Annotated in this window: 13 protein-coding genes and 1 tRNA gene; 5 read left to right on the top strand and 9 right to left on the bottom strand. The window is 52.1% G+C overall.

Annotation, left to right across the window (positions count from 1 at the left end; translation table 11 throughout):
* Positions 1–11 precede the first annotated feature (11 nt).
* Entirely contained in the window at positions 12–644 is a 633-nt protein-coding gene (locus R8377_RS02970) for an ANTAR domain-containing response regulator (protein WP_317643492.1), read from the bottom strand.
* A 57-nt stretch (positions 645–701) separates the two neighbouring features.
* Positions 702–775, bottom strand: a tRNA-Leu gene (locus R8377_RS02965).
* Between the two features lie 133 nt (positions 776–908).
* Here R8377_RS02965 and R8377_RS02960 point away from each other — a divergent pair.
* On the top strand, positions 909–1,508 hold the full coding sequence (locus R8377_RS02960; RefSeq protein WP_317643490.1) for an NUDIX domain-containing protein: 600 nt from the start codon (positions 909–911) through the stop codon (positions 1,506–1,508).
* A 108-nt stretch (positions 1,509–1,616) separates the two neighbouring features.
* Here the strand turns inward: R8377_RS02960 and pyk are convergent, their stop codons facing one another.
* The 6 genes from pyk to R8377_RS02930 all read right to left on the bottom strand — a co-directional run bounded on the left by pyk (position 1,617) and on the right by R8377_RS02930 (position 9,767).
* Entirely contained in the window at positions 1,617–3,059 is a 1,443-nt protein-coding gene (pyk, locus tag R8377_RS02955) for a pyruvate kinase (protein WP_317643489.1), read from the bottom strand.
* A gap of 155 nt (positions 3,060–3,214) precedes the next feature.
* Positions 3,215–4,213 (bottom strand): TerC family protein, encoded by a 999-nt coding sequence (locus tag R8377_RS02950; protein WP_317643488.1) that lies wholly within the window; start codon positions 4,211–4,213, stop codon positions 3,215–3,217.
* A gap of 85 nt (positions 4,214–4,298) precedes the next feature.
* Positions 4,299–6,410 carry an excinuclease ABC subunit UvrB gene (gene uvrB / locus R8377_RS02945; RefSeq protein WP_317643487.1) on the bottom strand — a complete coding sequence of 704 codons (2,112 nt, stop codon included), beginning with the start codon at positions 6,408–6,410 and terminating at the stop codon, positions 4,299–4,301.
* Between the two features lie 47 nt (positions 6,411–6,457).
* Entirely contained in the window at positions 6,458–7,072 is a 615-nt protein-coding gene (gene coaE, locus R8377_RS02940) for a dephospho-CoA kinase (RefSeq protein ID WP_317643485.1), read from the bottom strand.
* Positions 7,073–7,186: 114 nt separating this feature from the next.
* A complete protein-coding gene (gene rpsA, locus R8377_RS02935; RefSeq protein WP_317643482.1) occupies positions 7,187–8,707 on the bottom strand; it encodes a 30S ribosomal protein S1 in 1,521 nt (506 codons plus the stop codon).
* 178 nt (positions 8,708–8,885) lie between these two features.
* Positions 8,886–9,767 (bottom strand): bifunctional methylenetetrahydrofolate dehydrogenase/methenyltetrahydrofolate cyclohydrolase, encoded by an 882-nt coding sequence (locus R8377_RS02930; RefSeq protein ID WP_317643480.1) that lies wholly within the window; start codon positions 9,765–9,767, stop codon positions 8,886–8,888.
* 143 nt (positions 9,768–9,910) lie between these two features.
* On the opposite strand from R8377_RS02930, the gene R8377_RS02925 reads away from it, so the two are divergent.
* Both R8377_RS02925 and R8377_RS02920 read left to right on the top strand, forming a co-directional pair.
* Positions 9,911–10,783 carry a metal ABC transporter ATP-binding protein gene (locus tag R8377_RS02925; RefSeq protein ID WP_317643479.1) on the top strand — a complete coding sequence of 291 codons (873 nt, stop codon included), beginning with the start codon at positions 9,911–9,913 and terminating at the stop codon, positions 10,781–10,783.
* A complete protein-coding gene (locus R8377_RS02920) occupies positions 10,780–11,625 on the top strand; it encodes a metal ABC transporter permease (protein ID WP_317643477.1) in 846 nt (281 codons plus the stop codon). The genes R8377_RS02925 and R8377_RS02920 overlap by 4 nt, the downstream gene beginning before the upstream one ends.
* 111 nt (positions 11,626–11,736) lie before the next feature.
* Here R8377_RS02920 and R8377_RS02915 read toward each other — a convergent pair whose 3' ends face one another.
* On the bottom strand, positions 11,737–12,363 hold the full coding sequence (locus R8377_RS02915) for a CarD family transcriptional regulator (RefSeq protein ID WP_317643476.1): 627 nt from the start codon (positions 12,361–12,363) through the stop codon (positions 11,737–11,739).
* Positions 12,364–12,590: 227 nt separating this feature from the next.
* Between R8377_RS02915 and R8377_RS02910 the strand changes: the two genes are divergently transcribed.
* Entirely contained in the window at positions 12,591–13,313 is a 723-nt protein-coding gene (locus R8377_RS02910) for a response regulator transcription factor (RefSeq protein WP_317643475.1), read from the top strand.
* Positions 13,314–13,344: 31 nt separating this feature from the next.
* Positions 13,345–14,472, top strand: a complete 1,128-nt coding sequence (locus tag R8377_RS02905; protein WP_317643474.1) for a sensor histidine kinase — start codon at positions 13,345–13,347, stop codon at positions 14,470–14,472.
* The last annotated feature ends 31 nt before the right edge of the window (positions 14,473–14,503 follow it).

Genomic DNA, 14,503 nt, shown 5'->3' with positions numbered 1-14,503 from the left:
GTAGTAGTGCCTTAATTATCACCTTGGACTTGGGCGATAACAGCATCGGCGACTTCCTGCATGGTCAGACGACGATCCATCGATGTCTTCTGAATCCAGCGGAAGGCTTCAGATTCGGTGAGTCCCATGTTTTCCATGAGCAGACCCTTGGCCCGATCAACGCGCTTACGAGCTTCGAAACGAGACTTCATATCAGTAACTTCGTCTTTAAGCGCATTAATCTGATCAAAGCGAGAAATTGCAACCTCAATAGCAGGCAAAAGCTTTTCCGGTGCAAACGGTTTTACAACGTATGCCATAGCTCCAGCATCAGCAGCCTTTTCCACCAAGCTTTGCTGAGAAAAGGCAGTGAGCATGACGACAGGTGCCAAATTCTCTTGGCCAATCTCGGTTGCTGCTTCGATGCCATCTTTTCCAGGCATCTTGACATCCATTACCACAACGTCTGGCTTGAATTCACGAGTAAGATCAATCGCTTCTTGACCAGATGCGGCCTGACCAACAACCTCGTAGCCAGCATCTTCAAGAGCTTCGACAGTATCGAGACGAATCAAAGCCTCGTCTTCAGCAACAACTACCGTGCGGCTGACCGATTCTTCCTCGTATGCCTTGTCCTCTGAAGCCAATGCCAACCTCGTTTCCATTACAATCCCGCTCGGGCTCATTATTGTGGTGCCTTGAACGGAAGCTCACGTGTGTCGTGCCCCCGGTGAGACTCGAACTCACACTACACGGATTTTGAGGCCGTTTCCTCTACCAATTGGGATACGGGGGCTAATCGCTTCCTTGTCAGAATGTAGCACACTTGGACGACGAACAACAGTCGCCGTGTTGCTCACGCTTTTAGCGAAGTCGAAGAACTAAAATAGAACTATAGGTTTACAGCCTATATCTCAAAGGAGAGCAATATGACTCAACAGATATACCGGCGTTTCGATCCCTGGAGGACAGCGCCTGTGCAAGAGATAGATCGCAAAGAAGTGTTGGCAAGCCACTATTTTAGCGTGGATCAAGTAACATACGCGTCCGCGCAGAACAAGCAATTTACACGTACCATGCTCAATGAGAGCACAGGCGACACCATCGCGGTGCTGGCGATGACAGACGAGGGCACGATTGCGCTCATAGAACAATACCGCCTGCCCACACATCGTTGGACCCTCGAATTGCCAGCAGGACACCCCCGCGACAGTTCTGAGAGACCCCTAGAGGTTGCACAACGCAAACTGCGGGAGGAAGCAGGATACGAGGCCCGAAGCTTCACCCAATTTGAGCGTTTTATCAACACACCCAGCTTTTCTAACCAACACACCGCGCTCTTCTATGCGCAAGACCTAACTCAAGTCGAACGGGGAAAGCTGGGACCAGAGACACCCCACCACGACGTGCGATTAGTGAGTATTGACGAAGCTTACGATATGGTCATTGCCGGCACGATTCTTGACGCTAAAACGGTCATCGCCATTTTGCGAACCAAGGCCGGTTTCGGTGATTTAGAGCGTTCATAAAGATTCAAGAGATCCACAAGACCTGCATTAAGCAGAAGGGGTGGCTGCCTTCCAAAGAAAGAAGACAGCCACCCCTCGGACGATAAACACTCGCCCTAGTTTAGACCCTTACTGAGCCTCACCAACGGTGTGAACATAGATGGAGTCAGTGGAGCCGGGGGCATGGTCACCCTGGGCGCAGCTGAGCACTACAACCTTGTCGCCGTCAGCGAGCTTGTTGGCACCCTTGAGGGTCTTGTCCATGTAAGCCATGAGAGATTCACGATTCAGGCCGTGGTAATCCTGCTCACATAGGAAGGCCTCAGTGCCCCAAGACAGAGCCAGCCAGTGGAAAGTATGCTCGTTGCTGGTCAGTGCATAAATCGGAGCGGCCGGGCGCTCGCGAGAAACGCGATGCACAGTGTTACCGGTCTGAGTGAAGGCAACGATAGCCTTGGCATCGAGCTTGTCGGCCAAGTCCACAGCAGCCGAAGACACAGCGCCAGCGTTGGACATATCCAAGTCCTTCATGGCGGGAATGCGATCGAAGCCGTGAGTTGTGGCGTACTCGGAAATGCGAGACATGGTGGAGACGGTTACGTCTGGGTAGTCTCCCACTGCCGTTTCATTGGAGGTCATAGTGGCATCTGCACCGTCGAGGATGGCGTTGGCGCAGTCAGAAGCCTCTGCACGGGTAGGAATTGGCGAATGGGTCATGGTGCCCAACACTTCGGTAGCCACGATGACAGGCTTGGCATACTGACGGGCCAGCTCGATGCAGCGCTTGGTCACCAGAGGCACCTCTTCGAGCGGCATTTCCACAGCCATATCACCACGGGCAACCATGATGCCATCGAAGGTCTTGACAATCTCTTCGAGGTTTTCTACAGCCTGAGGCTTCTCGATCTTAGCAACGATCGGAATACGGCGACCTTCTTCATCCATAATCTCATGGGCACGGTCAATGTCTGTTGCAAAACGCACGAAGGACATAGCGATGATATCTGCACCAGTCTTGATGCCCCAGCGCAAATCGAACTCGTCCTTCTCGGTCAATGCAGGCAGGCTCACAGCCACGCCGGGCAGGTTAATACCCTTGTGGGAGGAAACCGGGCCAGCAACGATGACCTTGGTATGAACGTTATTGCCCTCAACCTGAGTGACTTCGAGGCGCACCTTGCCGTCGTCAATCAGGATGGGATCACCCTTGTGGCAGTCGCCGGGTAGACCCTTGAAGGTAGTGGAAGTAATGTGCTCGTCACCTTCGACATCGTCGGTGGTGATGATGAATTCTTGGCCAGCCTTGAGATTGACCTTGTCTTCGCCTTCAGCGTTCTTCTTAAACCAACCGCAACGAATCTTTGGCCCCTGAAGATCGACCAGAGCGGCTACGTTGCGCCCCGTCTTCTTGCTGGCTTCACGCACGTTGTTGTACACCTTCAAGTGATCCTCGGGGGTGCCGTGCGAACGGTTGAGCCTAGCCACGTCCATACCGCACTCAACGAGCTTGGTAATACCTTCGAGCGACTCGGTAGCTGGTCCGATAGTATCTACAATCTTGGCTTTGCGCATATCCTGCTTGCCTACCTATTCCTTTGAATTGTTTCTGGTCACAGAGAAGAGGCTCTGCGACATCCACATGCTCAACTTTACGCGGAATAGCGGACTGAAAGCCCAAAAAACTGTTAGCGTTAACAATCGTTTATTTGCAACGGTTTTGCGACACATTAAGCTTTTTTATCGTTTTGCAGCCTAGGCATGTTATCTCGCCGAGCCTTAATCAAACTGGCAATAGCAGATGCTCCTATGGACACTACAATCACCGCCAGAGAGAGCCAGATAGGAATTTCAGGAACGGCAGTAACCGGCTTGCCGCCATTGATAAAGGGCAAGGTATTACCATGAAGTGCTTCGAGTATAAGCTTGACACCAATGAAGGCCAATACCACTGATAGGCCTATGGGCAAGTAAGCCAGCTTGTCGAGCATGGCGCCCAAAAGGAAGTAGAGCTGCTGAAGACCCAGTAGGGCAAACACGTTGGAGGTAAAGACAATGAAGGGATCGTGAGTCAGACCAAAAATAGCAGGAATCGAATCAAAGGCGAACATAACATCCGTAGTACCGATGGCCAGGAATACTACCAACATAGGGGTAAAATAGGTCACTCCCCCACGCTTGACCCGCAAGTGTTCGCCGTCGTATTCATCACTGATGCGCATTACTTTTCGCAACATGGTAACGAAAGCATTTTCTTGGTATTCCTCACCATCGTTGCCCTTGGCAACTTTAAAAGCAGTATAAAGCAGGAAAGCGCCGAAGATAAAGAAAACCCATGTGAACTTGGTAATCAGCGTAACGCCGACAAGAATAAAAATGCCCCGCAAGACCAACGCTATAGTGATTCCCACACTCAACACATATTTTTGCAGGTCTCTAGGCACGGCGAAGTTGCTCATGATGATGACAAATACGAAGAGGTTATCGATGCTGAGCGAATATTCGGTGAGCCAGCCAGAGTAGAATTCAATAGCGGACTGAGGGCCGGCAATAAGCCAGAGTATGGCCCCAAAAATGAGGGCAGCTGCAACGAAGAAGACAATGTGTTGCACACACTCTTTAGTAGAGGGCACATGCGGTTTACGGCCGATGACAAACAAGTCAACAACGAAGAATACGGCGAGAACAATCAGGGTTATAACCATAAAGGCAAGAGGGGTCTCAGACATAGCTTTCACTCTATATGCCATTTAAGACAGGGCCCACATTGAGCCCTGTCTGCTGTATTACATAGCCAATGTTTTAACCACACTGCTATTTGCTGGCTTCCGCCATCTGCCGCAGTTCCTTCTTCAAATCGCGTACTTCGTCTCGTAGGCGAGCTGCCAGTTCGAATTGCAGCTGCTCAGCGGCGGTATGCATCTGATCACTAAGTTGACGAATCAAATCAGCCAAGTCTTGAGCTGGTAGACCAGCCTGCAGAATCTCTTGATGACGCTTGTCAGCCTCGTCCTTGTCAAAACTGGGGACTCCCAAGTGTGAGTTTCCAGCCTTGCCGGCATTGCGATAACCGCCCTCCAAAAGAGTCTGTGTGTCAATGTCTTCTTTGGCCAACATATCGTTGACATCAGAAATCTTCTTAATCAGTGGCTTGGGATCGACACCGTGCTCCTTATTGTAAGCAATCTGCTTAGCTCGGCGGCGGTCCGTCTCGTCAATAGCCTTTTTCATGGAGTCGGTCTGCGCATCTGCATACATGATGACTGTGCCTGATACGTTTCGAGCCGCACGACCAATAGTCTGAATAAGTGAGCGATAGGAGCGCAAGAAACCTTCCTTATCAGCATCCAAAATGGCCACCAACGATACCTCAGGCAAATCTAAGCCCTCACGCAAGAGGTTGATGCCAACAATGACATCTATCTTGCCCTCACGCAGTTCCCTTAAGAGCTCAACGCGGCGCAGGGTATCAACATCTGAGTGCAAATACTCCACCTTGATATCACGCTCAAGCAAGTAGTCTGTGAGGTCTTCAGCCATCTTCTTAGTGAGAGTCGTTACCAAGACACGCTCGTGCTTGGCCACGCGATCCTTAATCTCTGCTAACAGGTCGTCAACCTGACCCTTGACTGGGCGAACCTCAATCTGAGGGTCTAGCAGGCCCGTGGGGCGAATAATCTGCTCCACTACCCCATCAGACAAGCCCATCTCATAATCGCCCGGAGTTGCCGACAAGTATATGGTCTGTCCAACCTTGTTCAGGAATTCTGGCCATTTCAGCGGGCGGTTATCCATAGCGGAAGGCAGACGGAAACCATGCTCAACCAAGGTACGCTTACGAGAAGCATCGCCTTCATACATGGCACCAATCTGAGGCACCGTCACATGGGACTCGTCGATGACCAGCAAAAAGTCGTCTGGGAAGAAGTCTAGAAGCGTATGCGGGGCTGTTCCTGGCTCACGCCCATCGAAATGACGGGAGTAATTTTCAACTCCTGAACAGGTGCCAATTTGAGTGAGCATCTCCAAGTCGTAAGTGGTACGCATAGTGAGACGCTGGGCCTCCAGCTCATGGCCTTCCTTGCGTAGCTGCCCAACCCTCCAGTCAAGCTCTTCTTTAATACTCTTCAAAGCCCGTTGCATACGATCAGGCCCGGCCACGTAGTGAGAAGCCGGGAAAATATGCACTTCGCTCTCGTGAGCTATTTCATCACCCGTTAAGGGATGGAGAGTCGATATACGGTCGATTTCATCTCCAAAAAACTCGATGCGTACAGCCAGTTCCTCGTATACGGGGATAATCTCGACTGTGTCTCCGCGCACGCGGAAAGTACCACGAGTAAAAGCAATATCGTTGCGCTTGTATTGCATGTTCACAAACTGGCGCAAGAGCTCATCTCGACTTATCTGCTGACCTTCACGCAAGAAGAGCATACGACCCGCATACTCCTCAGGAGTACCCAAACCATAAATACAGGAGACGGTGGCGACAACCACACAGTCCCTGCGAGTCAAGAGATTTGCAGTGGCAGCGTGCCGCAGACGCTCCACATCGTCGTTGATATTGGAATCCTTCTCGATATACGTATCAGTCTGAGGAATATAGGCCTCAGGCTGGTAGTAATCGTAGTAGGAGACGAAGTACGAGACAGCATTATCGGGCATGAGCTCACGGAATTCAGCGCACAACTGAGCAGCCAGCGTTTTGTTAGGTTCCAGAATTAGCGTAGGACGCTGCAACTTCTCAATCATCCAAGCCGTAGTAGCAGTTTTACCAGTACCCGTGGCACCCATGAGCACCACATCGTTTTCGCCGTTTTCAATTCGACTGGCCAGCTCATTGATGGCCTGAGGCTGGTCACCGGACGGCTGGTAGGGTGACTTCACCACGAACGGTTTTTCCGTACGTTCTATATTAAACCCCATGCCACTCCTTAGCTCCTCTTCCAACAGTCAGTGCCCAGCACCCTTAACTACAGACGCAGTTGAGCTTGCTGCTGTAATTGTACATATATTCTATCAACACAGTCGAACATTTGTTCGATAGGCTGGGAGGCATCGATAACAATGTCAGCCAAACGCTCCCTGTCCGCTTGACTGGCTTGATTCGCCACTCTTGCAACAGCTTGAGCCTGCGTCATATGCCGCTCGTTCACCATCCGCGCAATTCGGGTAGTCTCGGGAGCTTCAACCGTAATGATGAAATCAAAAGAAAACGGAATTGTTTGATATACACTTGCCAGCAGTGGAACGTCGTGAACGACAACACTGGCAGTATCCATCCAAGGCTCTTCTAAGCGGGCAGCTTCTTGATAAATGAGTGGGTGTTCAATCGTGTTCAACCGTTTTAACTGAGCAGGTGAGCTGAACACTTGGCTTGCCAGCCAGATCCGGTTCAACGCACCGTTACTCTCGATAGCTTGCTTCCCGAAGGCAGCATAAATCGGCTCAATAGCCAAACCGCCCGGCTCAGTAATCTCATGAGCAATGCGGTCATAGTCAATAAGACAAGCTCCGGCCTCCACGAAGCGCCGAGCAACAGTGCTTTTCCCGGCAGCTATTCCACCAGTTAGACCAACTCGCAACATAGCCGCGGCCTTCCTCTGAGCTTCACCTCAGCATAACTGTACGAAGAAGGCCCAGCTCTTCAGCAGAGCCGGGCCTTCTGATTAGCACAAGCGCTAAGCGCTCAGACTAATAGTTCACTTCTTTTCCTTGAGGAGCTGCTCACGCAGGGCTGCCAGCTGATCGTCAGCGGCCAAAGTGCCCTCGGTGGAAGCGTCAGAGGAGTAGGTGTTAGCAGAAGCATCAGCTGCTTCCTTGTTACCACCCTTTGCAGCGGGTTCAGAAGACTCGGAGCCTTCGGAGTTCTTGGCGTCTTCGGCTGCAGAAGCCTCGGCGTTTTCGAGCTCCTTGGCCACGAAGGCCTTGTGCTGCTCCCACAGCTCGTGGGCTGCTGCATACTGAGCTTCCCACTCTTCGCGCTGCGTTTCGTAACCAGCAATCCACTCGTTGGTCTCGGAATCGAAGCCTTCGGGGTACTTGTAATTGCCTTCTTCGTCGTACTCTGCGGGCATGCCGTAGATGGCTGGATCGAAGTCCTCGGAAGCCGGATCAACAGACTCGTCGGCCTGCTTAAGAGACAGGGAGATGCGACGACGATCGAGATCGACATCGATGACCTTGACAAAGATTTCTTCGCCCTGTTTGACAACAGTCTCGGGATTCTCGACGTGGCGGTTGGCCAGCTCGGAGATATGAACCAGGCCCTCGATGCCATCTTCGACGGAAACGAAGACACCGAACTGCACAATCTTGGTGACCTTGCCCTTGACGACCTGTCCAGGTACGTGAGTGCGAGCAAAGCGCTGCCAAGGATCTTCCTGAGTAGCCTTGAGCGAGAGAGAAATACGCTCGCGATCCAAATCCACATCCAGCACCTCGACGGTGACCTTCTGGCCAACCTTGACAACCTCTGAGGGGTGATCGATGTGCTTCCAAGAAAGCTCGGAAACGTGAATGAGACCGTCGACACCGCCCAAATCGACAAATGCGCCGAAGTTGACGATCGAGGAGATAGTGCCTTCGCGAATCTGGCCCTTCTTGAGCTGAGCCATGAAGGTCTCGCGCACTTCGGACTGAGTCTCTTCCAAGTACTGACGGCGAGAAATGACCACATTGTTGCGGTTCTTGTCGAGTTCCAGAATCTTGGCCTGAATCTTCTGGCCAATGTAAGGAGACAGGTCGCGCACGCGGCGCATCTCGACCAAGGAAGCAGGCAGGAAGCCACGCAGACCGATGTCTACAATCAAACCGCCCTTGACAGCCTCAATGACAGTACCCTCAACGATGCCGTCGGAGTCCTTGATCTTCTCAATGTCGCCCCAAGCACGCTCATATTGAGCACGCTTCTTGGACAGAATGAGCCGGCCTTCCTTGTCTTCCTTGGTGACGACGAGTGCCTCAACCTCGTCACCTACCTGGACGACTTCGTCCGGGTTGACATCCTTCTTGATGGAAAGCTCGCGAGCGGGGATCACGCCCTCAGTCTTGTAGCCAATGTCCAGCAAAACTTCGTCGTGATCAATCTTAACGACGGTGCCCTGAACCAAATCGCCATCGTCGAAGTTCTTAATTGTGGAATCGACTGCCTTGATGAAGTCCTCTTGGGAGCCGATATCGTTGATAGCGACCTGTGGAACTTCTTGTGTATTCTCTGCCATTAATGAGTAGTTTTCTTGAATAGTATGGATGGATAATTACTAATTTTCAGTTATGAATCTTAAATTTTGGCCCGCCCTTGACGGACATACTCTTACATAATAGGAGCTGGGGCAGTCAAATGGACTGAAAGCGCTCGGCGTGTCGCGAATTCTTTCCGGGGTGAGCCACCGGGACAACTTATTGAGCCTCTGCACGCTCCGCTGCTTCGACTACATTAACCAAGAGCATAGCCCGGGTCATGGGCCCCACTCCCCCAGGATTTGGCGTGTAAGCCGCTGCCCGTTCACGAGCCGCTGGTTCAATATCGCCACGCACCCGCCAACGCTGTGCTTCTTCATCCCAGAACCGGGTAACTCCGACATCGACTAGGACCGCTCCCTCAGAAACATCTTGAGCCTTCACTATTCCCACTTGCCCAACTGCGGCAATAATCACATCGGCTTGACGCATCTGCTCGCTGAGATTGCGGGTACCGGTGTGGCACAAAGTCACGGTAGCATTGACGCTCTTGCGAGTCAGCAGTAAACCAATGGTTCTGCCGACGGTGAGTCCGCGCCCAATAACGCACACTTGCTTGCCATCTAATTTCACATCGTAGGCATCCAGCAGGCTGATAATACCTCGCGGAGTGCAGGGCAAAGGCGTATCAATAGGACCGGCAGTATGCAAAACGAGCTGTCCAAGATTGTAAGGATGCATGCCGTCAGCATCTTTGGCTGGGTCTATCTGATTGATAATTGCGGTCTGGTCTACGCCCCGAGGAAGCGGCAGCTGGACAATAAAACCGGTGCAGGAAGGATCGGCATTGAGCGCTGCAACTTCCTTAGCGATGTCACTTTGGCTAGCACTGGCTGGCAGTTGGCGGCGGATAGAGCGAATGCCTACTTCAGCACAATCACGATGCTTTCCCTCAACATACTTGACCGAACCTGGATCTTCTCCTACGAGCAAAGTCCCTAAGCCCGGCTCGATACCTTGCTGTCTGAGGGTTTCAACCCTTGCTTTAAGCTGTTCTTTTATCTGAGCCGCCTGGGCAGTTCCGTCTAATCGTAAGGCCATGCCTACCGCCTCCCATGCGCTGGAGTTATCTGGTGTGCCTTTAGCCTATCGACAGGTCTTGTCGAGCATGTTTCCTTGTCCATATTGAGAATCATAATCATTAAGAGATGATTTGCATCTGAATCTGGCCAGAAAGAACGTACATGTCAGAACACGAACACGGGAACGCAGTAATCGTTCTCACTCAAGCGGCCATTGCCCGCAGCGGGCACAGCATTTGGTCCCACGGCAATTTCGCCATTCCTACTGGCACAGTAACGGCCATTGTAGGCACCAACGGCGCTGGCAAAACTACTCTGATGAAAGCAGAACTGGGACTACTCCCCCTTTCGGAAGGCTCCATCAGCGTATTGGGGCAGCCCGCAGGCAAGGCAACGGCACAGATTGGATATGTGCCTCAGTCATATACCAGCGAAATTGATGCCAATCTGACTGTCGAGCAATCGGTACTCCTAGGTATTAACGGCACCCGTTTCGGTCTCCACCCCACCACTCGCAGCGAGCGCGAACAGGCCAATCAAGCCATGACCTTTACAGGCGTGCACGACAGGGCCCACTCCAGACTGAGCGACCTTTCGGGAGGCCTGAGGCAACGGGTGGCCATTGCCCAGGCTCTCGCCGGTAAGCCCAAACTCCTCATGCTCGACGAGCCGCTTGCCAACCTTGATTTGGCCAGTCAGCGCGAAATTGTGCAAGTCTTGGCCCGGCTCAACTCTGAGTTAGGTATGAGCGTGCAGGTGGTGGCCCATGATTTGAATATGCTCCTGCCCATTTTGGACGGCGCCATATATCTATTAGATGGGCACCCTCATTACGCAGGTATTCACGATGTAATGGACTCGGAACTTTTAACTCACTTGTATGGCACCGATGTGGAGGTGGTCACGACCGCGCAGGGCGAAATGTTTATCAGCCCAAGCGTTCAAGGCCCAAGCATGCGACGGCATCACACGCACACAGCCACAGAAATCGCCAGACTCGACATGGAACACAGCGCACAGGAAAGGCAAGCATGAACGCCTTCAGTTTTGACCCAAATTGGTTAGAGACCCTAGGGTCACCTTTTATGATTAAGGCCATCCTAGCTGGGGCTCTCATAGCTATTGCTGCCGGAGCGATGGGTTACTTCACTATTGCGCGGCACTCCACCTTCGCGGCCCATGCCCTTGCCCACATCGGATTGCCCGGCGCTACCGGAGCTGTACTTTTGGGGCTCCCGGTCTCGGCAGGATTGGGTATCTTTGCATTAGGGGGCGCACTTATTATCGGTGCCTTGGGCAAGAAGGCTTCTCAGCGCGAAATTGCTACCGGCACCGTATTAGCTTTTGCAACAGGTTTAGGGCTTTTCTTTGCTCGGCTCTCATCTTCGGCTTCTCAACAGATGCAGGCCATCTTGTTTGGCTCAATTCTGACGGTAACCAGCGATCAAATCATTGGCTTCGTCATCTTTGATATAGCGCTGGTTGTGGTGCTTATGCTTATGTATCGCCCCTTGCTCTTTAGCTCTCTCGACGAGCAAGTAGCTCAAGCCAAAGGCGTTCCCATTGCCGCTATGAACCTAGTATATATGGCTCTTATGGCTGGCGTTATTACCATTGCTGTGCCCGCAGTCGGCACCTTGCTTATTTTTGCTCTCATAGTGACGCCTGCCGCTACAGCCAACATCATGGTTGCTTCTCCACTCAAAGCCATGATTGTTTCCGGCTGTATCTGCTTGGTCTCTATCTGGGGCGGACTAGTGCTTTCCACCATGTTTCCCGCTCCCCCGTCCTTCATCATAGTCAGTATTTCCACACTAATTTGGGCTATTGCTCAGGCCGGTCAAAGCTTGAAACACAGAGGTAAGCGCAGCGTCTAGCGCCGACTGAGGCATGCTGGCTTATACACAAGCGGGCAGTAGCATTCGTAGTCGTATACAACGACGCTCGGCGAATGCTACTGCCCGATTACTTTGTAACGAATTACAGCGTTACTTCTTGGACTTAGTTTTTGACTTGGCCTTGGCTGCTTTGGCCTTAGCCTGCTCTGCTACCCGAGCCAAAGTCTGGTCGGCTGACTCTTTAGGGGCCTTGCTGTGATGCTTTTCATCTCCAGCTTGGGGCTGACCATAGCCGAGATTTACATCGATTAAGCGCTGAGTCTCTTCTTCGCCTATCTTTTCTGATAGGGCAATCTCTGAGGTGAGAATCGAGCGAGCCTTGCTCAACATGCGTTTCTCTCCGGCAGAAAGTCCGTGTTCGTCAACGTCTCGCTGAGAAAGATCGCGCACTACTTCAGCTATTTTGTTGACCTCACCGGTGGCAATTTTCTCAACATTGAGCTTATAACGACGAGACCAATTCATCTCTTTTTCTTCAACAATTGGAGTGCGTAAAATTTGGAAGACCTTGGCAACGGCCTTACCATCGACGATGTCTCGCACACCAACCTTCTTGGCGTTCTCGATGGGAACATCAATAACAAGTCCATCTGAGGACAGTACAGAGAGTTGCAAATACTCTCGTGTAATCCCCTTAACGGTCCGCTCCGTAATGGCATCGACCCTGGCAGCACCGTGACGCGGATAGACGACCATATCGCCGACCTTGTAATCCATGGACCCTCCATCAGCGTACTAGCAGGTGCATGGCCTGCGCGTAGTAGCAACGTAAATGTACAATAATACAGGTATATATTTGCATTCGCTATGGACTTTGAGCCACAAACTCAGCAGTCCGAGCGCCTGTGGAGAAGCCAAAAAAGAGGGGGAAAATACTTTTTTTACCCCTATGACTAGTCTAGAATACGATGAGAACTATTGCGTAGAGTAAAGGCAGAGCGAGCATGATCAAAAATACGACCACTTACGCGGCAGGGACCACTATCCTCGTGGTCGAAGATGAGCCTACGCTAGCTACGGCTATAGCGCAGCGCATTACTGCTGAGGGTTGGACTGCGCGTGTGGCCGCAGATGGCGCAAGCGCCGTACAAGCAGCTAGCCAGTTTAAGCCAGACTTAGTGGTCATGGATATCATGCTTCCCGTTATGGATGGCCTTGAGGCAACCAAGCGCATCGTGGCTGAGCGGCCAGTGCCTGTGCTCATTTTGACGGCCCGCGACGATGAGGCCGACAAGGTCACTGGCTTGGGTGCCGGCGCTGATGATTACATGACCAAACCCTTCTCCATGCGTGAGCTCATTGCCCGATGCAAGGCCCTCCTACGCCGAGTGGAGCGAGCCAAGGTGATTGCCAAGAATTCAGAAAACGAGAAGCTGCTCGATTTTGGATCACTAGTCATCGACCCAGCCCAGCGCATTGTGATTCAAGATGGCGAGCAAGTTCACCTCACGCCCACTGAGTTTGACCTGCTGGCTACCTTGGCCCGCAAGCCCAAGTCGGTACTCACCCGCGAAAAGCTACTAGAAGAAGTCTGGGACTGGGTAGATGCCTCAGGCACCCGCACTGTTGACTCCCATGTGAAGGCCTTGCGCCATAAGCTGGGTGCTCAGATGATTCGCACCGTACACGGCGTGGGCTATGCCTTTGAACCGCCGGAGAGCAACTGATACAAAGCTTGGGGGGCTATAAGTTCAGCGCATGAGTAAGCAGTCATCTTCTCAACGTAAAAGAAACTCAGCAAAGCAGACGCTCACTTCTGCTGTAGATTCCACGCTCAAAACAGATCGGCCTATTGGTACTTTTTCCTCGCTCAAGGCCGAGCTGAGCGTGTTGATTACCCTATCTACCGCCATTGCTTTTGTGATGGCTTGGTTCTTGCTGAAAATCGGCTGGTCCGGCTGGATTGCCATGCCGCTTACCCTAATAGTGGCTCTGGGCATCACTTACTACTTTTCCCGGGGACTCACCGCTCCCCTACGGCAGATGAGGGATGCTGCTGAGGCTATGGCCGAGGGCAATTACAGCGTGCGCGTTCACACCGCCACGAGTTCTCGAGATGAAGTTGGGCTCTTAGCTCGGTCCTTCAATGAGATGGCTGAAGAGCTTGAGCATGCCGACCAGATGAGGCGAGACATGGTGGCGAACGTCTCTCACGAGCTACGCACGCCCGTCTCTGCCCTGCAAGCTATGGTCGAAAACATGGCTGATGGCGTCACTGAGCCTACTCCAGCCAATCTAGAAGGCATTCTCAACCAGACCCACCGCTTGAGCGATTTAATTGCTTTCCTGCTTGATTTGTCTCGCATGGAGGCAGGCGCTGCCAGTTTGGAAATCGAAAAGTTCAACTTCGCCGAGTTCATCGACGACACGGTCGAGCCTCTGGAGATTGCCGATGCCGGGCATGCCCATCAGATTCATGTAGACATTCCTAGCGGGATCACTCTAGAAGGCGACCAAGACCGCCTCCGCCAGCTCTTTACCAACATTATTGCCAACGCCTTAAAACATTCAGCAGACGGCACTGACGTACTTATAGAAGCACATGAAGACGAGACTCATGGCACGGTAGTAACCAATGTCATCAACTTTGGTTCGCAAATTCCAGCGCAGGCCCGCTCTGACATTTTCCGCAGGTTTGTGAAAGGCAAGTCGGGCCCCGGTACTGAGTCTGGCGGCACTGGGCTGGGTCTCTCCATCGCCCGCTGGGCTGCACAATTGCACGGCGGACAGGTGCGTGTAGTAGATGATAATCGCGGAGCTGACTTTGAAGTTACGCTACCCAAGTACCACATTGAAGACGATGAAATAGACAACATACAAGACTAAACTTTGTCCGCTTGTACATCCATAATAAATT

Source organism: Bombiscardovia apis (assembly GCF_033095945.1).
Classification (GTDB): domain Bacteria; phylum Actinomycetota; class Actinomycetes; order Actinomycetales; family Bifidobacteriaceae; genus Bombiscardovia; species Bombiscardovia apis.
This window is presented reverse-complemented; position numbering and strand designations above follow the sequence as displayed.